Annotated in this window: 24 protein-coding genes and 1 pseudogene; 18 read left to right on the top strand and 7 right to left on the bottom strand. The window is 44.8% G+C overall.

Features of this window, described 5'->3' with window-relative positions:
• Nucleotides 1–34 precede the first annotated feature (34 nt).
• The 17 genes and pseudogenes from A1D16_RS10855 (at nt 35) to moaCB (ending at nt 14931) form a co-directional block, all read left to right on the top strand.
• The gene (locus A1D16_RS10855; RefSeq protein ID WP_290709389.1) at nt 35–1048 is read left to right on the top strand and encodes a tetratricopeptide repeat protein; all 1014 of its coding nucleotides are present in this window, start codon (nt 35–37) and stop codon (nt 1046–1048) included.
• A 21-nt stretch (nt 1049–1069) separates the two neighbouring features.
• Complete coding sequence (gene rpe, locus A1D16_RS10850; RefSeq protein WP_290709388.1) at nt 1070–1720, top strand: ribulose-phosphate 3-epimerase; 651 nt, start codon at nt 1070–1072, stop codon at nt 1718–1720.
• Nucleotides 1720–4206: a carboxypeptidase-like regulatory domain-containing protein gene (locus A1D16_RS10845; RefSeq protein ID WP_290709387.1), complete on the top strand. Its 2487-nt coding sequence runs from the start codon at nt 1720–1722 to the stop codon at nt 4204–4206. The genes rpe and A1D16_RS10845 overlap by 1 nt, the downstream gene beginning before the upstream one ends.
• 81 nt (nt 4207–4287) lie before the next feature.
• A pseudogene (locus tag A1D16_RS21710) lies at nt 4288–4431 on the top strand (four helix bundle protein); the annotation flags it as partial.
• 159 nt (nt 4432–4590) lie between these two features.
• Complete coding sequence (locus tag A1D16_RS10840) at nt 4591–5313, top strand: pyridoxine 5'-phosphate synthase (RefSeq protein ID WP_290709386.1); 723 nt, start codon at nt 4591–4593, stop codon at nt 5311–5313.
• Between the two features lie 167 nt (nt 5314–5480).
• On the top strand, nt 5481–5630 hold the full coding sequence (locus tag A1D16_RS10835; RefSeq protein ID WP_290709385.1) for a hypothetical protein: 150 nt from the start codon (nt 5481–5483) through the stop codon (nt 5628–5630).
• A 26-nt stretch (nt 5631–5656) separates the two neighbouring features.
• On the top strand, nt 5657–5812 hold the full coding sequence (locus A1D16_RS10830) for a hypothetical protein (protein ID WP_290709384.1): 156 nt from the start codon (nt 5657–5659) through the stop codon (nt 5810–5812).
• A 132-nt stretch (nt 5813–5944) separates the two neighbouring features.
• Nucleotides 5945–7468, top strand: a complete 1524-nt coding sequence (locus tag A1D16_RS10825; RefSeq protein WP_290709383.1) for a DUF4394 domain-containing protein — start codon at nt 5945–5947, stop codon at nt 7466–7468.
• 100 nt (nt 7469–7568) lie between these two features.
• A complete protein-coding gene (locus tag A1D16_RS10820; RefSeq protein WP_290709382.1) occupies nt 7569–8693 on the top strand; it encodes an XdhC/CoxI family protein in 1125 nt (374 codons plus the stop codon).
• Nucleotides 8694–8695: 2 nt separating this feature from the next.
• A complete protein-coding gene (locus A1D16_RS10815) occupies nt 8696–9298 on the top strand; it encodes a nucleotidyltransferase family protein (RefSeq protein WP_290709381.1) in 603 nt (200 codons plus the stop codon).
• Nucleotides 9295–10284: a GTP 3',8-cyclase MoaA gene (gene moaA, locus A1D16_RS10810; protein WP_290709380.1), complete on the top strand. Its 990-nt coding sequence runs from the start codon at nt 9295–9297 to the stop codon at nt 10282–10284. Before A1D16_RS10815 ends, moaA begins: the two co-directional genes overlap by 4 nt.
• A 1-nt stretch (nt 10285) precedes the next feature.
• On the top strand, nt 10286–11467 hold the full coding sequence (locus A1D16_RS10805; protein ID WP_290709379.1) for a molybdopterin molybdotransferase MoeA: 1182 nt from the start codon (nt 10286–10288) through the stop codon (nt 11465–11467).
• 9 nt (nt 11468–11476) lie between these two features.
• Complete coding sequence (locus A1D16_RS10800) at nt 11477–12214, top strand: sulfite exporter TauE/SafE family protein (RefSeq protein WP_290709378.1); 738 nt, start codon at nt 11477–11479, stop codon at nt 12212–12214.
• The gene (locus tag A1D16_RS10795) at nt 12211–12453 is read left to right on the top strand and encodes a MoaD/ThiS family protein (RefSeq protein ID WP_290709377.1); all 243 of its coding nucleotides are present in this window, start codon (nt 12211–12213) and stop codon (nt 12451–12453) included. Before A1D16_RS10800 ends, A1D16_RS10795 begins: the two co-directional genes overlap by 4 nt.
• On the top strand, nt 12450–13580 hold the full coding sequence (locus A1D16_RS10790) for a HesA/MoeB/ThiF family protein (RefSeq protein WP_290709376.1): 1131 nt from the start codon (nt 12450–12452) through the stop codon (nt 13578–13580). The genes A1D16_RS10795 and A1D16_RS10790 overlap by 4 nt, the downstream gene beginning before the upstream one ends.
• Nucleotides 13570–14013 (top strand): molybdenum cofactor biosynthesis protein MoaE, encoded by a 444-nt coding sequence (locus A1D16_RS10785; RefSeq protein WP_290709375.1) that lies wholly within the window; start codon nt 13570–13572, stop codon nt 14011–14013. Before A1D16_RS10790 ends, A1D16_RS10785 begins: the two co-directional genes overlap by 11 nt.
• Before the next feature lie 3 nt (nt 14014–14016).
• Entirely contained in the window at nt 14017–14931 is a 915-nt protein-coding gene (gene moaCB / locus A1D16_RS10780) for a bifunctional molybdenum cofactor biosynthesis protein MoaC/MoaB (protein WP_290709374.1), read from the top strand.
• Here the strand turns inward: moaCB and A1D16_RS10775 are convergent, their stop codons facing one another.
• Together A1D16_RS10775 and A1D16_RS10770 are read right to left on the bottom strand one after the other, a co-directional pair.
• The gene (locus A1D16_RS10775; RefSeq protein WP_290709373.1) at nt 14932–17115 is read right to left on the bottom strand and encodes a DUF5916 domain-containing protein; all 2184 of its coding nucleotides are present in this window, start codon (nt 17113–17115) and stop codon (nt 14932–14934) included. It lies immediately after the preceding gene.
• A gap of 73 nt (nt 17116–17188) precedes the next feature.
• Complete coding sequence (locus tag A1D16_RS10770) at nt 17189–17791, bottom strand: MarR family winged helix-turn-helix transcriptional regulator (RefSeq protein ID WP_290709372.1); 603 nt, start codon at nt 17789–17791, stop codon at nt 17189–17191.
• 97 nt (nt 17792–17888) lie between these two features.
• Between A1D16_RS10770 and A1D16_RS10765 the strand changes: the two genes are divergently transcribed.
• Entirely contained in the window at nt 17889–20345 is a 2457-nt protein-coding gene (locus A1D16_RS10765) for a TonB-dependent receptor (RefSeq protein WP_290709371.1), read from the top strand.
• Here A1D16_RS10765 and A1D16_RS10760 read toward each other — a convergent pair.
• The 5 genes from A1D16_RS10760 to hisA are packed head-to-tail and all read right to left on the bottom strand — an operon-like array spanning nt 20342 to nt 24259.
• Nucleotides 20342–20983, bottom strand: coding sequence for a hypothetical protein (locus A1D16_RS10760; RefSeq protein WP_290709370.1), 642 nt, complete (start codon nt 20981–20983; stop codon nt 20342–20344). The genes A1D16_RS10765 and A1D16_RS10760 overlap by 4 nt on opposite strands.
• Before the next feature lie 39 nt (nt 20984–21022).
• Nucleotides 21023–22129, bottom strand: a complete 1107-nt coding sequence (locus A1D16_RS10755; RefSeq protein ID WP_290709369.1) for a TlpA disulfide reductase family protein — start codon at nt 22127–22129, stop codon at nt 21023–21025.
• Nucleotides 22130–22138: 9 nt separating this feature from the next.
• A complete protein-coding gene (gene hisIE, locus A1D16_RS10750) occupies nt 22139–22735 on the bottom strand; it encodes a bifunctional phosphoribosyl-AMP cyclohydrolase/phosphoribosyl-ATP diphosphatase HisIE (protein WP_290709368.1) in 597 nt (198 codons plus the stop codon).
• 25 nt (nt 22736–22760) lie between these two features.
• Nucleotides 22761–23522 carry an imidazole glycerol phosphate synthase subunit HisF gene (gene hisF, locus A1D16_RS10745; RefSeq protein WP_290709367.1) on the bottom strand — a complete coding sequence of 254 codons (762 nt, stop codon included), beginning with the start codon at nt 23520–23522 and terminating at the stop codon, nt 22761–22763.
• 5 nt (nt 23523–23527) lie between these two features.
• A complete protein-coding gene (hisA, locus tag A1D16_RS10740; protein WP_290709366.1) occupies nt 23528–24259 on the bottom strand; it encodes a 1-(5-phosphoribosyl)-5-[(5-phosphoribosylamino)methylideneamino]imidazole-4-carboxamide isomerase in 732 nt (243 codons plus the stop codon).
• Nucleotides 24260–24381: the final 122 nt, after the last annotated feature.

Raw genomic sequence — 24381 nt, 5'->3', positions numbered from 1 at the left:
AACGCAGTTTTATTGAAAACCATAGATTTGACAAATGAAATCATGGTTAACCGGTCCTCTTTTGGGTATATTATTCCTTTTTTCAGCCTGTAACAACCAATCGGCAGACAAACAGGAACCTGTAGCTATCCTGGATATGGAGCCGTATACCGGTATTACCGATAGTATTAGTAAAGATGCCCAAAGTCCGGCACTGTACCAGCGCAGAGCGGAACTGCTTGTTCAGCACGGAGAACTGGAGCTGGCCTATAAAGATTATTTAAAAATCTGGGAACTGGCACCCACGGAGCAAAATGCGGAGCAATTGGTAAATATCCTGTTTATGACAGGGAAATCCGAGGCTGCGTTATCCCTACTGAAAGAACTTCTGAAAAAATACCCTGCTAATGAACAGTTCCAGCGCCGCTTAAGTGAAGCGCTGATGAATACTGGCGAAATTAACCAGGCGATTCAATCCTTCGATCGGATGATCGCTGAGGATTCGGCAAATTTTGAAGCATGGTTTGAAAAAGGACTCTTATTGCTGGAGCAAAAAGATACCACAGCGGCCATTCAGCATCTCGAAAACTCCTATCGTTTACAGCCACTATTATTAACCGCATTAACACTGGCAAATATCTATTCAGAAACCAAAAATCCAAGAACCCTGGTATTGGCCGACAGAATTATTGCAAAAGATAGTGCCGGCGAAATGGCCGACCCCTATTTCATCAAAGGCATCTATTATGTAAACACCGGAAATAATGCTAAAGCGCTGGAGTTTTTTAATACCTGTATCCGCATGAACTGGAAATTTCAGGAAGCATATATCGAAAAAGGGATCATTTATTTTGACAGCAAGAACCTGGATGAAGCACTTCAACAATTTAAACTGGCCGCAACCGTTACCAATACCTACCCGGAAGCCTATTATTGGCAGGGAAGATGTTATGAAGAGCTGGGTATGAAGGAGGAAGCGCTGGCTAATTACGGACGAGCTTATTCACTGGACCGAACCTTTAAAGAAGCGGTGGAAGCAGCTACCCGGGTAGAAAGAAAAACCAAGTAATAACAACAAGGAATTTACACCATGATAATAGCGCCCTCCTTATTAGCCTCCAATTTTCTGCACCTGGAAGCGGAAGCCCAGATGTTGAATGAAAGCGAAGCCGATTGGTTTCATCTTGATGTCATGGATGGCCGGTTTGTAAATAATATAAGCTTCGGACTGCCCGTAATTCAGCAGATCAGGAAAACCACCAAAAAGATACTGGATGTGCACCTGATGATTGAAGAGCCCGAAAAATATGCCGAAGCTTTTGCTAAAGCCGGTGCAGATATTCTCACCGTACACTACGAAGCCTGCCGACACCTTCATAGAAATATTCAGCAGATCCGCGAATTAGGTATGGTGCCCGGCGTAGCCATTAATCCGCATACCCCGGTGCAGCTTCTCCAGGATATACTGCAGGATGTGGACCTTGTTTTAATAATGAGTGTAAATCCGGGTTTTGGAGGACAACGGTTTATTCCACATACCTACCAAAAAATCAAAACACTCCGGAACAGGATTGACCAACTGGGCCTGCAGGTAAAAATTGAGGTTGATGGCGGTGTGGATCTATCCAATGCAAAAGCATTAGGAGAAGCAGGAGCAGATGTGCTGGTGGCCGGCACCGCTGTATTTCATGCACCAGCCCCCAAAGAGGTGATTTCATCGCTTAAGCATTGTACAGATTGATGAAAACAGTCAAGCGCTTCCTGCTAGTTTTTTTGCTGCTCCAGGTAAAGCAGTTTGCCTTCGCACAGGCAAAATCAGCTCTCTTAACCGGTAAAATAATTGACCAGGATGATAAACCGCTGGCAGCAGTATCCATTACGATAGTAGGTAGGCAACAGGTGTACCACTCTAACGATAGCGGTTATTTTGAACTGACGCTTCCTGCCAACCGGGCATTGGGCATTCTTTTCAGTTATACCGGGTTTCAAACTGTTCAACGAAATTTTCTGCTTAATAATAATGAAAAGGAATATGTTGTAATCCGGATGGCAGCAGGATCGGGTGAGTTAGCTGAAGTTACGGTAACCGACAACCGAATACGCCGAGAATCGGGCTTGATTACCATCAATCCTAAACAGGCCATTAATATACCGGCTCCGGGTGGAGGAATTGAAAGCCTGATTAAAGTATTTGTGGGTTCCAATAATGAACTTACTTCCAATTATTCTGTGCGGGGCGGCAGCTATGACGAAAATCTCATATACGTCAATGATTTTGAAATTTTCAGGCCCTACCTGGTAAGATCGGGGCAACAGGAAGGTCTCAGTTTTATCAACCCGGAACTAACCCGAACAGTACAATTCTACAATGGTGGATTTCAGGCCAGGTATGGCGATAAGCTTTCTTCGGTTCTGGACATTCAATATAAAAAACCAAAAAAAGCCGGAGGTTCCGCCTATATTGGCTTATTAGAACAGGGGCTACACCTCGAAGGCACCAGCAAAAACCAGCGATTCAGTTACCTGGTTGGTGCCCGAAACAGAAGCAACCGGAACCTCTTAAGCAGCCAGGAAACAAAAGGCAATTATGTACCTTCTTCAGCAGATATTCAGGGGTTGTTTAACTGGCAATTTTCAGAGAAATGGTCTGCAGAGTTTTTTGGTAATCTTTCCCGTACAAAATTTACCTTAAGGCCAGAATTTAGCCAGCCAAGCAGCACTGTTTTTTCCCCCTTTTTTACCAGCAATATAGGTCTTGATATCTATTTCGACGGTGCTGAAAAAGATCAATACGGAACGAGTATGGCCGGGCTCTCTGTTACTAAACAGGTTCGAAAAAACCTTCGCATCAAATGGCTGGCTTCTTATTTTCAAAATAAGGAAGAAGAATCCATTGATATTTCTGGTGCTTATTTGTTTGGCGAGCGTTCCTTTGACAGGAGCAAACCCGAATTTGGATTAATCGTAAACCCATTGGGCGCCGGCGTATTTCAGCAATATGCAAGAAACAACCTGAAAATTGGTTTGTTTAACCTAAGCCACAAAGGATATTATGATAAAGGACGCCATTATCACCAATGGGGTGTATCCGTCGACCGGCAGCAAATCAACGACCGGTTAAGAGAATTTGAATACCAGGACTCTGCCGGGTACAGCTTACCCAATAACCCGGGCACCTTGCAATTGTTTAAAGCACTTCGCTCGAATGCAGCCATAACAATTCATCGTTTTTCAGGTTATTGGCAGGACAATATTTCGCTCGGTGATTCATCGGGTACCGTTTTACAAGTAGGCATTCGGGTGAATTACAATGACCTTAACCAGGAATTATTGTTTTCGCCAAGAGCCGGCATCAGCTGGAAACCTAACAAATGGAAAAAAGATATCATTTTTCGGGGTAGCGCCGGTTTGTATGCCCAGCCGCCTTTTTACCGGGAATTACGCAGGTACGACGGCAGTCTTAACCCTGCCTTAAAAGCTCAAAAAAGTTGGCAGGCCAGCGCAGGATTCGATTATAATTTTCCCGCATTCAACCGAATCCTCCGCTTAAGTACAGAAGCCTATTTCAAACAGCTATGGGATGTGGTTCCCTATGATATCGATAATGTTCGGATGCGTTATTTTGGAGAAAATAATGCAAAGGCCTATGCCACTGGTTTAGAAGCAAGGTTATATGGAGAATTGGTAAAAGATGCAGAAAGTTACCTGAGTATCGGATTCATGCGTACGAGGGAAGATATCAAAGATGATTTCTATTATCAATATACACTGAATGAGCAAAACCAGCCGGTAGACAGCGCGCTTACCCAGAATGGTTTTTTACGCCGTCCAACCGACCGGTTCCTTACGATCGGTATGTTTTTTCAGGATTACCTGTCTACCAATAAAAATATCAAAGTCTATATAAACGGTATTTATGGGTCTAATCTCCCCTACAATATCCCCAATTCGGTTCGGTATAGAAATGCCCTTTTTATTGATCCTTATGTTCGGGTAGACCTGGGCTTCAGTGCATTGTTGCTGAATAGTGATCGAACCCGCCGTCGCCGCCATGCGCCTTTCCGTAGCTTTGAAAACATCTGGGCGTCGCTGGAGGTTTTTAATATAATAGATCGCGCTAACACCATATCCTATTTGCTTATCAAAGATTTTTCCAATACTACTTATGCCATTCCTAACCGGCTTACACCGAGGTTGTTAAATGTAAAGTTGGTCGGCAGGTGGTGAGGGGCAAAAGGATAGATGCAGCTAGTTTACACCTGTTGAATTAGAGGTACGCAGCTAACTGCTCAATGAACCCGTGCAGCAAGGTCGGTATCATTCCATATTGCAGCAGGTTGGGGCCGCCGGGTTTATTCAAACGAAATAAAGCAATTCCTCCTCTATTCTTCCGGCTCCATTGAGGAAACCAAAGCGGCCCTGGAACCTGCTTATAAATGCAATTTTTTATGAGAAGATCATTATACAGACTTGTTAGCGGGCTATAAAAAACCGGCAGCCCAACACACCATACCCCTATCGAATAATAACTTCCGCGCATCACCCACAATACCCCCTCGCCTGCTTATCGTACATATTTACCGCTTCTTCCCCTTCCCCTATCTTTGCACAATGACAAAACTTTCCGTTAACATCAACAAAATTGCTACCCTGAGGAATAGCCGAGGGGGCAATAACCCCGACGTAGTGAAGACAGCGAAAGATGTACAGCTTTTTGGAGCGGATGGGGTTACGGTTCATCCCAGGCCGGATGAGCGCCATATCCGCTATGCAGATGTACGTGCTATTAAACCCTTAATAACGACCGAATTTAATATTGAGGGAAATTGCCGCGAGGACAAGTTCATTCAATTGGTACTGGAAACCAAACCCCACCAGGTTACCCTGGTACCCGACACAGATGGCCAGCTTACCTCAGACCATGGATGGAATACCCTCTTGCATAAAGATTACCTGGTGGAAATGATCCGCCTCTTTAAACAGGCAGGAATACGCACGTCCATTTTTGTTGACCCGGTGGAAGAGATGGTGGAAGGAGCCGCGGCAACCGGCACAGATCGAATTGAGCTGTATACAGAAGCCTATGCTCGCCTTTTTTTGGAAAACAAAGAAAAGGCTATTGGTCCCTATATAAAAGCCGCAGAAAAAGCCAAAGAACTAGGCCTTGGTATAAATGCCGGACACGATCTGGACCTCCAGAATTTGGGGTATTTCTCTAAAAACATTCCCTATGTAGATGAGGTATCCATCGGTCATGCATTGATCTGCGACGCCATTTACCTGGGACTGGAAAACACGATTCAACTATACAAAAGACAATTACACCCCGCCTGACAGCCAACCAGGCAAATAGAGTATCCTTGTTAACCCCGGGTATTTAAACAGTTGTTGTATTTACTGGGAACACCGACTCAAGATGCAGGAGGTGATGCTGTTTATATTGCTCTACACGCTGGCGCGTGGCATTTTTTTCAAGATCATGAAAATGAAATCCGAACAAAATGCCCTCGTCCCTCCACAAACTGGAACAGGGACAGCAAGATTTCCATAAACGATCCAAAGAAGAAAGAGCAACTATCAGCGCAGGCATGTGTTTTGAAACCTTTCAATACACCCTCGAAGAACCATTAAAGAACTGCCCTTCAACCTGATTATTAAATTCGGGGAATACCCGCAAATGCAACAAGATCTCGACAATGGTTTGCTCGATCTTATTGTAACACCTCATAAAGGAAGCCAGCAAAACCTGCTTTATTTTGGCACAAGGAAGAAAACAAGTTGCCAGGAAGAGATTGAAAAACGCAAGAAAATGTTCTCCCAAAAACTGCCATAAAACAATCTTATCGGCCTGCCATCGACTCTTATCAAATTCTTATTTAATTTTTTTTCAAAAAAAATCAAAGACCGCCAATCCAGGCTTTTCCCCGCTTCGTATGTACCAGTCAACCAATAAAAACTGGATACCATGAAAAGGACAACACAACAATTTATGACAGGACTAGCCTTATTTGGCTTGATCAGCCTGTCCTCTTGTAAAAAAGACGATACACCAGGTATGGAACAAAAAGGGCCTGATATAGAATTCCTGGTACTTGACAACGGCAACAAATTAGTACGTTTTAATGCATCCTCCCCCAAGATGCCAATCAGCACCGTGTCCTTAACGGGATTGCAGGAAGGAGAAACAGTACTGGCCATTGATTTTCGACCTGCAACAGGTCAGCTCTATGCACTTAGTAGTACCAGCCGCCTTTTGGTAATTGATGAAAAATCAGGAAATACCAGAGCTATCGGAGCAGGAAGTTTTACACCTGCATTAAGCAGTGGTGTAGCAGGTTTCGACTTTAATCCAACTGTTGATCGGATCCGGATCGTAACCAGTAATGGTCAAAATCTTCGCGCACACCCTGAAACAGGTGCCATTGTTGCAACCGATGGTGTTATCAATGGTGTTACGAATGCAATGGTAACAGGAGTGGCATATACCGACAGCAAAGCGGGTACCAGCACTACTACCCTGTTTGATATTGATACTCAAACAGACATGTTATACAAACAGGATCCACCCAATAATGGAACCCTGGTTGCTGTGGGCAGCCTCATGACAGACATTACCGGTGAAATTGGTTTTGATATCAGTGCTGATAATAAAGCTTCCCTGTTTGTAGCAACTACAGGTGGAAAATCTACCTTATACCAGGTTGATCTGGCCACCGGAAAAGCTACCAATATTGGCGATCTCATGGGTGTAACCAATGCCAAAGGCCTTGCCATTCCAACAGAACCCGTTGCCTACGCAATTAACAGTGGCACCAATCTGCTGATCTTCAACCCAATGAGTCCAATGCCGGTAACTAAGGCCATTACCGGTATGCAACCCGGTGAAACAATACTTGGAATTGATTTCCGGCCAGCGAATGGTGCATTGTATGCATTGGGTAGTACCAGCCGCTTGTATACACTCAATACCGCCAGTGGCGCAGCTACCGGCGTAGGCACCCTAACCTTTACGACCCTCTTATCGGGCACTTATTTTGGATTTGACTTTAATCCAACGGTAGACCGGATCCGCGTAGTCAGCAATACTGGACAAAATCTACGGCTGAACCCCAATGACGGCAGTTTAGCAGCTACTGATGGGGCATTAAATCCGGGCAATCCCTCTATTAGTGCAGCAGCTTATACCAACAATTTTGCAGGAGCTACTACCACTATTCTTTATGACATTGATTGCGGAACAGATAAACTTTACCGGCAGGATCCACCAAATAATGGAACATTGGTGGAAGTAGGCGCCATTGGAATAAATATTGAAAGCAGTAATGGTTTTGATATTGGCAGCCAGTCAGGAAAAGCATGGGCTGTACTTACTGCTGGAGGAACGACGAAACTCTATGAAATCAATTTAAATACAGGCGCAGCCACCGCTGTTGGAAATTACAGCTTCAGCGGACCGGTAGACGGTTTTTCAGTAGGCCTGGGCTTTTAGGACGGTTACCTTTGATACCCCATGTTTGCCGGTTCCTCGTGGAACCGGCAATTTTCATTTCTTTACCTTTATGCAGGAAAAATAACCGCCTTCTATATTCATGAAAGAAATCAACGCCATCCTGCAGGCCTATGAAAAAGCGGAAGCAGACCACCTGCAAGCCGCCCTTGTAACAGTGGTAAAGGTCGAAGGTTCGTCCTATCGCAGGCCTGGCGCAAGAATGCTGGTGACGGAAGACGGAAGAATGACTGGCGCTATTAGTGGAGGTTGCCTCGAAGGAGATGCTTTGCGCAAAGCCTTACTGGTAGTACATCAGCAAAAATCAAAGCTGGTTACCTATGACACCAGCAATGAGGAGGATGCCGCCATTGGTGTTCAGCTTGGTTGCGCCGGCATTATTCATGTATTAATGGAACCTATACAAACCCGGAAAGCAGGAAATCCTATTGAACTGTTCCGGAAAATCACCCAAAAAAGGCAATCCGCCGTACTGATAACCCTTTTTTCAACAGAGGATCCCTTTGCGGTACAAGCCGGTACCTGCTGGCTCCTGGAAGAAAACGGTTCCTGGTCGGGAAATCTTCCAGGTAACGAGTTAAATGAGATGATCGGTTCCTGTGCCCGCGAGGCTTTACAGCAAAAAAAATCTTCTCTGATCCGGATACCGGGCAATACCTTCTTAAATGGGTTTATTGAATACCTGCCTGCTCCCATTTCCCTGCTCATTGCAGGGGCCGGAAACGATGTGTTTCCACTTGTGGAAATGGCAGGCCTGCTGGGATGGAATACGACGGTAATTGACGGCCGGCCTACCCACGCAAATCCCAGCCGGTTTCAGGCAGGCTGCCAGCTTATAGTTAGCAGCCCCGAAAACCTGCCCGGTACTATTACATACGATGCCCGAACTGCAGCTGCACTGATGACGCATAATTATGTGTATGACAAAGCCATGCTCAAAGAACTATTGAAAACAGAAATACCGTATATCGGTTTATTAGGTCCGCGTAAAAAACTGGACCGTATGCTGCAGGAACTGATAGAAGAAGGATTGCCGGTTTCCGAAGAACAACGGAACAGAATTTATGGCCCGGTTGGCTTCGATATTGGCGCTGAAACCAGCGAAGAAATAGCTCTTGCCATTACCACAGAAATACAAGCCTGCATGGCTGGTAAAACAGGCCCTTCCCTAAAAAATAAAACAACGGGCATACACGCCACATTCTGAATATGACGGGCAGGAAAGCAACAATCGTTTTACTGGCTGCAGGCGGATCTGTTCGGATGGGTAGGCCTAAGCAATTGCTCCCTTTCAAAGGAAAAACCCTGGTACGGCATGCTGCCAGCGAGGCAATTGCTGCAAACCTGGGTACGGTAGTGGTGGTAACAGGGGAAATGGACCCGCTGATCAGGGAAAGCCTGGCTGGTTTACAAGTCAGCTATGCCTATAACCCTGATTGGCAAAAAGGAATAGCTTCCAGTATAGTTACAGGAATCCGGGCTGCACTTACCCCCCCTCCTGGGCCAGACGCGGTTTTATTAATGGTAGCCGATCAACCTGCCGTTACTGAAGGGCTGTTGAAAAAAATATGGTTAAATTGGAAAGAATCCGGGAAGCCGATAGCAGCATCTGTCTACGATAACCAGGCCGGAACACCCGCCCTGTTTGCGGCATCGCTTTTTCAGGAGCTGCTGCAATTGGAAGGTGACACCGGCGCAAAAAGAATATTAAAAAAATACCAGGAGGAACTGTGCCTGCTGGCTTTTCCTGAAGGAGGCCTGGATATTGATACACCCAACGACTATGAATTACTAAAGCAAGCAATGGAATGAATACGATCCTTACCGATACCTTTAACAGGATGCATGATTATCTGCGAATTTCTCTCACCGATAATTGTAACCTGCGCTGCTTTTATTGCATGCCGGAAGAATCCTATACATTTACTCCAGCCAGCCGATTAATGCAGGCAGCGGAAATTTTTACCATTGCTGAACAATTTGTACAACTAGGGGTAAAAAAAATACGATTAACCGGCGGTGAGCCACTGGTTCGTAAAGATGCCGCCATCATTATTCAACAACTGGCTACACTGCCGGTAGAACTAACTATTACTACCAATGGCACCAGGATTCAGTCCTTCATTCCTACACTAAAAAAAAACGGCATAAAATCTATCAATGTGAGCCTGGACACGCTGAACAGAGAGCGGTTTTTAGTAATGACCAGGCGCGATCAGTTTCCGCAGGTATACGATTCCATATCGCAGCTGATTGCAGAAGGCTTCCACGTAAAAGTGAATGTAGTGGTAATGAAAGGCCTGAATGAAGAAGAACTGCCTGCTTTTCTAAACTGGACAAAAAACACGCCTGTGCATGTTCGTTTTATTGAGTTTATGCCGTTCAGTGGAAACCGGTGGAGCAGCAACCAAGTACTGACCTGGCAGGAAATTCTCGAAATAGCAGCCAGGCAATACGAGTTTACACCACTGGAGAGCGCAGCACAGGATACTGCAAAAAAATACCAGATACCTGGCCATGCAGGTAGTTTTGCGGTTATCAGTACCATGAGCAATAATTTCTGTTCAACCTGTAACAGGCTTCGTCTTACTGCAGACGGAAAACTTAAGAACTGCCTTTTTTCCAGTTCGGAAACTGATTTATTGACGCCGCTTCGCAATGGACAACAGCTATTGCCCCTGATTCAGCAAACGATTGCCCACAAGAAAAAAGAGCTGGGAGGTCAGTTTACCCAGGATTTTGAAAAAATCGAAACGGCTGCATTACAAAACAGAACAATGATTACAATTGGAGGATAAGATGGTAACCGTTCACCAAGCCAAGCATTTAATTCGAGATAACGCCTGTACGCTTACTCCTGTTGAAAGGCCCCTTGCCAAAAGCCTGGGTTATGTACTTGCAACGGATATACTGGCCCCTATGGATATTCCTTCCTACCCGCAATCCGGCATGGATGGTTATGCCTTTAAATATGCCGATTGGCAGCCTGGCCGGGGCATCGAAATTATAGGTGAAATTGCAGCAGGCATGCCGGTCAATAATACCGTCGGGCAAGGCAAAGCCGTTCGCATTTTTACCGGAGCCCCTGTACCTGCAGGTACCGACACCGTTGTAATGCAGGAAAAAACCAGCCGAAAAAACGAATGGCTTTACATCGATTTTTCGGCTATAAAAAAAGGAGACAATGTACGGCTGCCAGGAACAGAAATTAAAAAAAATGAACTCGCCCTTGCCAAAAACACCCCACTAACCCCAGCAGCACTAGGCTTTCTGGCTGGCATGGGTATAAGCAGCGTCACTGTATACCCCGCCCCATCCATCGCTTTACTGATAACGGGCAATGAATTGCAGCAACCCGGACAACCACTTGCCTATGGACAGGTGTATGAATCCAATGGCATCAGCCTGCAAGCCGCCTTACAAAAATCCGGTTTACAGGTCAATGAAATCATCAGGGTACAGGACAAGCTGGATGCATTAACCAGTGCATTAATGCAGGCGCTAGAGCAGCACGACCTGGTATTGATTACCGGTGGAATAAGTGTGGGCGATTATGATTTCACGCTAGCCGCAACCAAGGCTTGCGACGTGGAGCAGTTGTTTCACAAAGTCAGCCAGAAACCGGGCAAGCCGCTGTTTGCAGGAAAAAAAGAAAAGAAGCTGGTACTTGCATTACCCGGCAATCCGGCATCCGTCCTGACCTGTTATTACGAATATGTTACAGAAGCCATTTCCAAAATGATGCTAAAAAACATAGTTCCCGAAAACAAACAGGTACCCTTGCAGCAACCATATTGGAAAAAACCAGGACTAGCCTTTTTCCTGAAAGCCTACTTCGACGGAACATCGGTACACCTACTGGCATCCCAGGAATCCTATAAAATGAACTCATTTGCAAGGGCTAACTGTCTGGTATTTTTACCGGAAGAAACCGAAGCGGTGGATACAGGAACCCCTGTAGAAATCCATCTTATTTCTTAAGCCAATCGTATGGATACACTAACTGTTTTCTACGGGTTACTATTTGTGGTTGCTTTTTTATATGCAGCTGTAGGGCATGGAGGCGCAAGTGGCTACCTGGCGTTAATGGCCATTTATGGCGTTGCCCCCGAAGTCATGAAACCTACCGCCCTTCTTTTAAATCTTTTTGTTTCCCTAATGGCTTTCCTTCAGTTTTACCGGGGCAGACATTTTAACTGGAAAATTTTTCTTCCCCTGGCCCTGGCGTCCATACCCACGGCCTACCTGGGAGGTAGTTTAAGCCTTGAGAGCGGCATTTACAAGAAATTACTTGGCCTTTTACTACTGTTTCCGGTACTGCGTTTTTTCTTTTTTTCGCAAAAAGAAGAAACGGAGCTACGCTCGTCGCATAGGTACGGATCTGTTCTTATCGGCGCCTGTATTGGCTTTGTTTCGGGTTTAATTGGAATTGGAGGTGGCATATTGCTGTCGCCCCTGTTACTATTGTTGAAATGGACCGATCAAAAACAAACAGCGGCGATCAGTGCTCTTTTCATTTTCGTAAATTCGCTATCAGGCTTAGTTGGCCAGCTTAATAAGGGAATACAATTCAGCGAGGAAATGATAAGTATGGTACTGGTTGCGTTTGCAGCAGGATGTTTGGGTGCATGGATGGGGTCATTGAAATTCCGGCAGGCTGTCCTAAAAAATATTCTGGCAGTTGTATTGAGCCTGGCTTCCTTTAAACTATTATTTACGAACGCATGAACGAGCAGGAACTCCAGATACAGGTATTTGGTCAATTAACAGAGGTTATTGGAAAAACCAATATAAACCTGCCGTATACCGGCACAACGGGCCAATTCAAAACGGCCCTGTTACAGGCTTATCCGGCCTTAGCCAATAACCGATTTGTAATAGCCGTCGATAAACAGGTTTTGCAGGAAGATGGTGTAATTTTACCAGGCGCAAAAATTGCTTTATTACCCCCATTTTCTGGCGGATGAAAATAATTGACCCATATACTGCAGCACGTTATCAACGCCAAATTTCTTTGAAAGGATTTGGAGCAGAAGCACAGCAGAAACTTGCCAGGTCAAGGGTATTGGTTGTAGGCGCTGGCGGGTTGGGAACGCCCGCATTGCTTTACCTTGCAGCAGCAGGAATAGGCACCATCGGCATCGTGGATTTTGACCGGGTGCAGGTAAACAATTTACACCGACAGGTATTGTTCACAGAAGAAAGTATCGGACAGCTAAAAACCGTTGTTGCTGCCAGGGAACTAAAAAAACGGAATACCGCCCTTCAAATTGAAGAATTTCCGGTTAAACTTGAACCGGGGAACTGTTGGCAGGTGCTGGAGAACTTTGATATAATCCTCGACGGTACAGATAATTTTTCCACAAGATACATGCTCAATGATGCCTGTGTATTATTGGGCAAACCATTGGTAATGGGCGCTGTTTCTCAATTTGAAGGACAGGTAGCTATATTTAATGCAAATGGCAAAGAGTCCGTAAACTACCGCGATATTTTTCCTGAGCCGCCTGGCCCGGGAGAGATCCTTAGTTGTGCAGAAGGCGGCGTATTGGGTGTTTTACCAGGCATTATTGGCATACAGATGGCCAATGAAGTAATCAAACTCATTGCAGAAATTGGAAGTACCCTGGCAGATCAGTTGTTCACCTATAATGCGTTAACCAACGATGTTCAGGTATTTCAGGTAGCAAAAAATCGGGCATCTGCCACTTTAATGCCCATTACAAAAGAGGCATTCGAAAAAACAGATTATGCCTGGTTATGCGGAGAAAAAAACCAGCTGAAGGAATTATCGCCGCCGGCATTTTATCAACGCATCCGGCAAGCTTTCATCCAGGTGATTGATGTAAGGGAGGTGGGTGAATTACCTATTCCTTCCGATTTTGATTATGTACAGATCCCACTAAGTAAACTTTCGGAACGTATTACTGAGATCCGCCCAACTAGTATGATTTTATTCTGTCAATCCGGAGCGAGAAGTTTAAAAGCGGCTAAAATAATACAGTCGGCATACCCCGGATTAACCGAAATCTATCAGTTAGAAGGTGGCTTAAACCAGTTACTCTCTTTTAAAAATTCGACCTATGCCTCCTAAAGAACCAAAAAATATTTTTGTACAGGGTGCCATTTCACCAGGCTTTATAGCTGACAAAATTCAGCAACACCAGGTTAAAACAACTATTGGCGCACATAGTGTTTTCCTGGGACAGGTAAGAGCCGACCAGGTAAACGGACAACTGGTTACTGCCATTGAATATACCAGTTACGAGGCAATGGCATTGGAAAAAATGCAGGAAATAAGGGAACTTATGTTCGAAAAATACCAGCTGACCTGCGCACATGTATACCACAGCCTGGGTACGGTACCAACAGGTGAAATATGCCTGTTTGTATTTACGTCCGCTCCACATCGAAAAGCTGCCATTGATGCCTGCACTGAACTGGTAGAAAAGATCAAGGCCGAATTACCGGTATGGGGAAAGGAATTATTGGGAGAACAGGGACATCAGTGGAAAATAAATAACTAAAACATGGTATCCATTACACATAAATCGAGCACGCTTCGAAAGGCAATTGCCACCGCAATTGTTACCGTTTCCTCCGAACATACGATGGAAGCCATCCGGAATCGCAAGGTACCTAAAGGAGATGTTTTTGAGTTTGCACGGGCAGCAGGATTACTGGCCATCAAAAAAACTAGCGATTTGATACCGGATTGCCATCCATTGCCCATTGAATTTGCACAAATTACCTACCACACAGAAGCGCTAAGTATTGTTATACGGGTAGAAGTTCATACTATTTATAAAACAGGCGTAGAAGTGGAAGCAATGCACGGCGCCTCCTTAGTTGCCCTTACGCTGTATGACATGCTTAAACCAATTGATAAAGGAGTTGAAATCAGCCATATTCGCCTGGAAGAAAAAAAAGGGGGTAAAACCGACCTGGAAACCGAACAAGGCGTAGACCTTAAAACTGCGGTAATAATTTGCTCTGACAGTATTGCAGCTGGAAAGAACCTGGATTTAACCGGACAATTGATCCGCGAAAAACTGCTGCAATACGGCATCAGCGTTCAAACGCAGCAAGTTATTGCAGATGAGTTCAGCACCATTCAGCAAATGGTTAAAGAGTTAGCGGAACAAGCCTATCAGTTGGTTTTATTTGCTGGTGGCACAGGCTTATCACCCAGAGATGTAACACCGGATGCCATTCAACCCTTACTTGATAAGGAAATACCCGGCATAATGGAAACAGCACGTAACTACGGACAGCAAAGAATGCCCTATGCCATGTTATCAAGAGGAGTTGCAGGCTTTGTGGGGAATATGCTGGTACTGACACTGCCGGGTTCACCTTCCGGCGCTACTGAATCTATAGATGCCCTTTTTCCTTCTGTCCTCCATGTGTTTAACGTGAAGAAGGGATTTAGGCACGGGGCCTGATTACAAACTAAACCAGTAGGTGAATTTTGCCACTAATGCCCTGTTTTTAACTGCCATGTATTCCGGCAGATAATTGTCTGTGTATACAATAAAAAAATCTGAAGCAGGTTTGTATCGCCATTGTAACCTGGTATTCAGGTTAATATTTTTTGTTTGCTCATTGTATTGACCGAATGCTGTAAAGTAGAACGTATTGGTAAGGGTTATATCTACCCGGGGACCTACTAGCCAAAAGCTCCGCCTTCCCCAGCTTCCCGGAATCCTTATATCATTGTACGTACTGCTCATTGTAATTCCGACATGAGGTTGAAAGCGATAGCCGAACTCACTTGTCAGTTGTAAGCGGGTGCCTTCATTATAATAACCGCCATAACGTACATTGGCCGCATAGGTAAAAAGGCTTTTGGGCTTTGAAATATATTCAATATATGCCGTGGAAAACCGATGCCGGGTACCCGTAGCTAAAGAATCAGACCCCGTATTTGTAGGATCAAAGGGCGTTAATAATTCTATGTAGGTTTTAGACAGGTAAGCATTTAACACCGACTGATTTCTAAACGTAGTACGATAGGTAAGACTGTGTTCATAGTCTGTTTTTCGAAACTGTTCATTTGCATAAAAGACGGTTTGCAACAAGGGGCCATGGCTTAATACAGCCGATTTCCTGGGAAAGAAAAGATAACCGGCCTGTGGATTCATTTTTACATACCCAGATCGGGGCACATAACCCACTTCTGCTATAAAGTCCTTGCCCACATATTCATGTTGCCAGGAAAGCAGCAGTCGCCTGCTTGTATAATTCAGATTCGCTGCCTGGGTTATGGTCCTGGGTCCGCCTCCCGGACTAAAGGATTTCAGCAACATCGCTTTCCCCGTCCAGTAATTACCAGGAGAAGCAAGATTATATTCAATACCAATAGTCCTGTTGTATTGCCTGGCTTCCGGTGTAACCGGATCCTTGTCGGGCTCATAGCGCAGGGATTGTTTATTGACAAAGAGGAAGCCGATATTAGATCTTGAAAATACTTTTCGCTGCAGGGAAACAACCGCAAAATTCTGTGTAGGAAGATCCCGTTCCGCCACTGATTTGGTTTGCATATCCATCAGACCGATACGCCAGTCTTTGTTCAATTTTCCACTTAGTCTTGCGCCGAACTGGATAGGAACATTCAGGCCTATGCGTCGTGAAAAAAACGGCCGTATATTGGCATATCCGAAATTTCCGAAGATGTCTGCATTTTCCAGGAAAAACTGTCTTCTTTCCGGAAAAAACAACTCAAACCGGTCTAGGTTGGTTACCTGGCGGTCTACTTCCACCTGGGAGAAATCCGGATTCACCGTTAGGTCGAGGTTTAAAGAAGACGTAATACTGATTTTAGCGTCTCCCCCTATATCTTTCCTGAATTCAGTGGGTGTAGCTTTGGAATAATCTTTTGACAGGCCGCCCAATACATACGGTATCAGGGAAATATTAGCTCCTGCAGCCGGAGGTGGCGCATCCCAGTTGAGGTTTCCGGTATAGGCAAGGGATACCGTTGGAAACTGCCGGGGAACGGGAGCCCAGGACGATTTTTCAAAAGTTTTCAGATCATTCCGGCTGAAATTAATTCCCCAACTGGTCATACCTTTTTTATACCGAATCGACTTAAAAGGCACGGCTGCTTCAAATACCCACCTGTCTTCATAATTAAGCACTTTGGATATCCATTTATGATCCCAACTCAGGTCCATTTTACCCCCTTCGTAAATAAACCCATCCCACTGAGCCCCGGCAGCATTGGCCCCAAAGGAAAAGCCGCTTGTTTTATCTTCAAACGGATCAAAGAAGAACAGGAAATTATCATTTTTCTGAAAGGCAAAATCGCGTCGGAGAGACTCAACTACATAATCACCAGCCGACCCATGATAACAAACTGCCACGAGGTAAAGAAACTGATCATCATAAGACATGCGGACCTCTGTTTTTACATTTGCGTAGCTGGTGTCCATGGGCAATACCATAAAAAAATCACGCGCTACATCCGCATTTTTCCAGGCCGAATCATCCAATAATCCATCTATCTGAACCGGTATACTGGTTTTTTGAATAGCAAGATTATACTGATTATTAACTTTTTGACCCGTAACCCGGAAACAACCAAACAGAACACTGCAGGAAACCAGGAGCCACCTTAAAAATTTCATACCAATGCTATTAATCAATTTACATGGTTTCTATGTGTTGTGCAGCGTATGGTTGAAATTAATACAATTTGATTTAATACCGCTTCATCAACTCCGATAATTGAAGAATATCGTGCCGGTGGCTATGAAATTGATCCAGTTTGGCAAGTATGGTTACCAGTAAAGCACGCTCTTCTTTACTCAGGATAAAAAGAGCATCTTCCATTTCCTGCATGCTTTGCATGGTCTGAAGCACCAGTTTCTTCCCCTTTGCACTTATGGAAATAACCGTGCTCCTGGCATCATCCGGATGTTTTTTTTCCAGAATATGCCCTGCTTTTTTCATTCGTTTCAGCAATTCACTACCAGTAGGAATTTCTATCAGACATTGTTTTAGAAGAATGGTTTTGGGAACTTCCTGCATAAATAACAGGCTGGCTAATACGATAAGTTCATCCTCTGTGAGCCCAGCCGCCTTTAAATAAGGTTTGGTAAGAAAATGCAGAAATCGCTGCAATCGTCCAACCAGTATACCGGACTGAACCGTTAATTCCCTCTCCTGTCCCTGGAAGCCGGAACTACCTGCATCTACCGACACCCCATCGCCTTTGCGTATCAGCCATACACCAAATTCCTTTGCCGTAGGGGAATTCCCCTGCTGAAGGTATTCTACCCATAACGCATCAATGCTAGCCATGTTTAAATGTACAATTATTATTGCATTGAATTATTTTAATTCAAAGTTGAACTTTATTAATTCAGGTTTGTTCTAGGTTCCATAATTTTCCGAAACTATGAGTCAATCGTATACTGCTGGGAAACACCTTATCCTATTACTGGTGAGCATATTGCTCCATCAGTACCTGGCTGCTCAGGTAAATGGCGCTATCAGTGGAATCATTCTCGACAAAAACACCCAAAAACCGATCATGGCTGCTTCGGTACTGCTAAAACCCTCCGGAACCGGCAGCAGTTCAGATTCCATCGGAAGATTCCGGATTTCGGGTATCCCTGTTGGAACCTATTCTCTCGAATTCAGCGCATTGGGGTATTCTCTAAAAATCATCAACAATGTGGTGATAACATCCGGTAATGAAAACAATTTCACGATTGAAATGGAACCGGCCGGAACAATATTAAACGAGGTATTGGTTTCGGGCAGGAAGGCAAGTGCCCGGGCCACCAGCCTGGAAAGCCCGCTCAGCATCCAGCGGCTTACTACAGAAGATATCAAAGCAAATCCGGGCGGTAATTTTGATATCAGCCGGGTTATCCAGTCGCTTCCCGGTGTGGGAGGCGGTGTTGGAGGCGGTGGCTTTCGTAATGATATCATCATCCGCGGCGGCGCTCCCAGCGAAAATGTCTTTTACCTCGATGGCATTGAAGTTCCGTTGATAAACCATTTCAGCACCCAGGGAAGCGGGGGCGGCCCCCAGGGAATTCTGAACGTGAGTTTTATTGAAGACGTAAAACTCAGCAGTTCCGCCTTCGACGCGCGGTACGATAATGCGTTAAGCAGTGTTTTCCAGTTTAAACAGAAAAACGGTAACCCAAACAGGTTGCAGGGAAACCTGCGGTTAAGCGCTACGGAACTGGCTGTAACACTGGATGGACCTGCCAGTCCAAAAACAAGCTTTTTGGTAAGCGCAAGAAGAAGTTATCTACAGTTATTGTTTCAACTAATCGATTTACCCATCCGGCCCAATTATTGGGATTTTCAGTTCAAAACCACTACCCGGATCAATGAAAAAACAACCCTGCAGGTTTTGGGAATTGGTGCCATTGATGAATTCAGGTTTGCAGCCCCCAAGGAAGCTACACCAGAAAAATTATATGCAGTCAACAGCAGCCCCTTGATCAATCAATGGAATTATACGGTTGGTGCCAGTATCAAACGATTAACCGCCCGTGGATTTCTTAACCTGGCCATCAGCCGTAATACATTAAATAATAAAGCGGACAAATACCTCGATAATGAGGAACCGACGGAGGATACCCGCACTTTTCGCATCAATAGCCGGGAAACGGAAAACAAACTCAGGATCGACCAAACCCTGAACCTGCATAAATGGAAACTAACCTATGGTGCCTCTGCTCAGTACATCCAGTTTAACAATGAATTTTTCCAGCAGTTCAGGCCAGAACTAAGGGATGAACAGGGAAATATTCTACAGCCTGCCATTGAATTGGAATCAACCAATTCACTGAATTTTCTTCGGTATGGGGCTTTTGTACAAAGCGGGCGCAAGATCTGGAGCGACAGGCTGGCTATAAGTGCCGGTATACGGATAGATGGAAATTCGGCTGGTAACAGTACTGCTAATCCCTTAAAACAATGGAGTCCCCGGATCAGCGCCAGTTATGCATTGTCTGACGAATGGAATTTCAGCACCAGTTATGGACTTTATTATCGGCTACCGAGTTATACCCAGCTGGCTTACCAGCAACTGAGCACCGGGCAAACTAATCCAGGTGATTATATCCGAAGCAGTCATATTGTTGCCGGGTTTGAGTGGCTTCCCTCTTCCAATACCCGGTTTACGCTGGAGGGTTTTTATAAGCGATACAGTAATTACCCGGTAAGTATCCTGGATGGAATCAGTTTGGCTAATAAAGGAACAGAGTTTGGGGCTATTGGTAATGAACTGGTGAACCAGGAAGGGAAAGGCCGCGTTACCGGAGTTGAATTTTTTGCGCAACAAAAATTAAGCAAACGTTTTTTTGGCATACTTAGTTATACCTATTACAAAACGTCTTTTACCGGTTTAAATGAAGAATGGATCAGGGCCAGTTGGGACAATCGTCATTTGCTGAGCCTTACAGCAGGTTATAAACTTAAAAGAAACTGGGAAATCGGGTTAAAGTTCCGGTACCAGGGAGCAGCTCCTTACACGCCTTTTGACCTTACTTCCAGTCAGCTGAATTACCTTACACTTGGCACGGGTGTTTTTGATTTTAACCGTACCAACAGCCTTGAGCTGCCAGCCTTTCATGCCAGCGATCTCCGCGTCGACAAAAAATGGAATTACCGACGATTTACACTAGACTTATACCTGGATATCCAAAACTGGTATAACTCAAAAAACCCGGGCATACCTCAATATACGTTTCGAAGAACGGCCGATAACGCAGCTTTTCAAACAACAGACGGGCAACCGATTCAGCAAAACGGGTCCAATGCCATTCCTGTTATCCTTGCTAATAATGACGGAAGCCTGCTTCCAACAATCGGATTCATTGTTGAGTTTTAAGGCCTTTCTGCAACACCATCCAGGTAAGCGATTTCCCAGGTCAGGTTTGTTCTGGCCTGGGATTCATACAATTGGTAAAACTGCGCTGTTTTATAAATACGCGGCACTTCAAGAAAATGCTGAAGCAGTTTTTTTCGACCTTTCCGGTATAAGAAATCCGGAAAAATTCTATACTCTTTTCGGATATTACCTGCATACTGCTGATACAAGGCAGCTGGTTTTCCAAGGATCGCAAGGTCTGCATCTGTAAAATAATTGATGAGGTCGAAACCAGCAGCATGGTGTCCTTTTGTTGCCAGAATAAGTTGACGAACCAATTCAATTTTTTCCGGTGGCCATGAAATTGCCTGAAGGCGGGCAACTGCAAGCAAGGCGCTTTTCTCTTCATTATCCTGCCTGCGGATAGAATATATGATATCATGGTAGGCAATAGCGGCCACTATTTCCTGCCAGTAAGGCACCAGGTCCAAACATATTTTCAGTTCGGTCAGCAATTGATCAAGGTGGGAAATCGTATGATAGAACCGGTTTTTAGCAGCGTATGCTTTTTCAATTTCTTTCCACATCCGTTCTATTTCCGATTCGTTGGCCCATCCCTTCATCTGCTCCAGAAACGCATTTTTGATAGAGCGCTCCATTTCGGCATATTTTCAGGTTCCGGGTATTTTATCCGGGTATCAGTTTCCGCCTCCCTCACATCCCAATAATTCGCATAATTTAGCTTGAAGATCGGGTCCACGAAGGTTTTTGGCAATGATGATTCCCTTAGGATCGATCAGCAGATTCTGCGGAATTGACTGCACTTTATACTTAAGAGCTACTTCATTCTGCCAGTGTTTCAAATCACTTACCTGTGCCCAGTCGAGCTTATCATCGGTAATTGCTTTTAACCATTTTTCTTTGTTGTTATCGAGCGAAACGCCTAAAACCGTAAAGTTTTTGTTCTTGAATTTTTCATGCGCTTCCACCAGGTTCGGATTTTCCTGCCGACAGGGTCCGCACCAGCTTGCCCAAAAATCTACCAATACATATTTACCCCGGAAAGAGGAAAGGCTGATGGGCTTACCGTTTGGATCGGCCTGGGAAAAATCAAGGGCCTCGGAGCCCACCCGTCCTATTTTTGCATCGGCCAGCCGACCAGCCAGGAACTGGCCGTAAAAGCTGGCTTGAACAGCCGGTGAAAACGTATTGAAACTCTGTTCTACCAGGTCAGGATTTTCAACAACCTGCAAAATAGTTGCCCACATAAATGGCGCAACTACCTGATCTTTTCGTTGCTCTGCAAATTTTACAGCCGATGCAGACAGATCATTGATCAATTGCTTGTATTGCTGCATCAGACTATCTGTAACGCCCGACCGGTTAGCTGTTTCTGAAAGCTGTGCATATTGGCGAAAAAATGGCTCGAACTGTTTTTGAAATGCAACAAATCCTTCATGTGGCTGAGAGCCGGTTAGACTAAGTTGTTGGATCGCATTGATATCGCCCGAAACCTGCATTTTTTTAGCATCCAGGAACAGCAGCCCTTTTTTATCAGAAGGAAGAAAAGAAATATGGTACAGTTTTACCTCCGCTAATTTCCCCTTCAATTCAAACTGTTCTTTTTTAGAAACGGCTTTGGCCAACGTATCTCCCGGACGGTCAGGATCTGTAATAGCAACCAGTGATTTATCCGGCAGCCCTTTTACATTGCCGCTGATTTGAAAACTTCCTTCCTGCGCAAAGGAAGGTAGAACAAAGGCTGTCAGAAAGCACAACCATAGGGAGGATGTAATATATTTCATATGGATATTTTATTTAGCATGCCGGTCTTTAAGCACGTCCAGTACATCCTGCAAGCGAAATCCCTTAGCATTCAGCAGGAGCAGGTAATGGAAAAGCAGATCAGCGGATTCATTCAAAAAAAGTTCGTCATTATTATCTTTTGCTTCAATCACTACTTCCACCGCTTCTTCCCCTACTTTCTGGGCAATTTTATTCAGCCCCTTAGAAAAGAGCCGGGCTACATAGGAGGCGTCGGGAGAAGCCTGTTTACGCAAATCAATAATATCTTCCAGGTAAAACAGGAAATCTTCCTGGTGGTTCCTTTCACTCCAACAGGTATCTGCCCCTGTATGACAGGTTGGTCCAACCGGATGTACTTTTATGAGTAAGGTATCCTGGTCACAATCAACCGCCAGCGATTTAAGTTCCAGAAAATTTCCACTTTCTTCTCCTTTTGTCCATAACCGTTGTTTGGACCTGCTGAAGAAAGTTACTTTTCCGGTGCTTTCGGTTTTATGCAGTGCTTCTTCATTCATAAAACCCATCATCAGCACTTTTTGGGTGGTATGATCCTGGATGATTGCCGGCACCAGGCCATCTGCATACTTTTGAAAATCAACTTTCATGGAACAAATGTACTTATTTTTAGCCCTACCCGATTCTGACCGGAATTCCAGCCTGCTGAAGATACTCTTTCAACGTAGGAATCGCTATTTCCTTAAAGTGAAAAATACTGGCCGCAAGGGCAGCATCTGCTTTTGCCTCTTTAAAAACATCCACAAAGTGCGACAGTTGCCCCCCTCCCCCGCTCGCAATTACCGGCACCGGTAAGCGAGTAGATAATCGGCGGGTTATATCAAGTGCAAAACCCTGTTTGGTTCCATCGTGATTCATGGAGGTGAGGAGGATTTCTCCTGCCCCCAGGGCCACGGCTTCTTCTGCCCAATCTGTACAGGTTCGGTCGGTTTTGGTACGGCCTCCATTCAGGTAAACATACCATTCCCCGTCCTCTTCCAACCGGGTATCAATAGCCAGCACTACGCATTGGCTACCAAATTCTTTCTCTAATTCAGCAAGTAGGGCCGGACGCTTGAAGGCTGCGGTATTTACTGAAATCTTATCTGCACCATTTTGTAATAAAATTTTAACATCTTCTACGCTGCTGATACCACCGCCCACGGTAAAAGGAATATTAATCTGGTGACTGATGCGGTTCACCAATTCGCTGAGTGTTTTCCTTTTTTCTACGGTGGCGGTAATATCGAGGAACACCAATTCGTCGGCTCCCTGGCTGGCATACAAACGACCCAGTTCTACCGGGTCTCCGGCATCTCTCAGGTCTACAAAATTGGTACCTTTAACGGTACGCCCATCTTTAATATCAAGGCAGGGAATTATTCGTTTTGTAAGCATAGCGGTTATTTTGGATTCGATTCATTAAAACGCGAAAGTTCCTGGAGTGTGATGCGCTGTTCATAGATCGCTTTTCCAACAATTGCGCCACTGCATCCTATGGATGCCAACCGGTGTAAATCAGTCATATTACTTACTCCTCCGCTTGCAATCAGCTCTATTCCAGGAAAACTTCGGATGATTTTTTCGTACAGCGTAACAGATGGACCTTCCAGCTTCCCATCTTTACTTACATCTGTACAAAAAAGCTGGCGTATACCCTTTGACTGGTAATTGGTAATGAAATCAAGAATATTAATATCGGTAGTTTCCAACCAGCCGGCTACAGCAATTTGCTCCTCCTTTACATCAGCACCCAATAAAAATTTATCTGCACCATAGTGTTGAATCCACTGCGTAAAAACTGCTTCCTGTTTTACCGCTAAACTACCTATAGTTGCCATAGCTGCACCCGAATTAAACACGATCGCCAGGTCATCTTCTTTTTTGATGCCGCCGCCAAAATCAATGATCAGCGAGGTTTTACCGGCAACCTGCTCCAATACTTTCCAGTTGGTTACCTTGCCGGCTTTAGCGCCATCCAAATCTACCAGGTGTAGTCTTCGAAGCCCTGCATCTTCAAACATCCTGGCTACCTGCAGAGGATTTTCATTATAAATAGTTTTTTGCGCATAATCGCCCTGCGTAAGTCGAACACATTTTCCATCAATCAAATCAATAGCCGGTATAATTTCCATTATCAGATTTTTTTGAACATGATGATATACTCAATTCCGTTTTTATGCCAGCTGCTGCCCTCCTGCTGAAAGCCAAACTTCCGGTACCAATTGAAAGCAGATAACCTGGCATTACACCAAAC

Origin of the sequence: Flavihumibacter sp. CACIAM 22H1 (genome assembly GCF_001601815.1) — a bacterium.
Taxonomy (GTDB): Bacteria; Bacteroidota; Bacteroidia; order Chitinophagales; family Chitinophagaceae; genus Flavihumibacter.
Note: the sequence above shows the minus strand (reverse complement) of the source record. Positions and strands in the feature narration are given on the sequence as shown.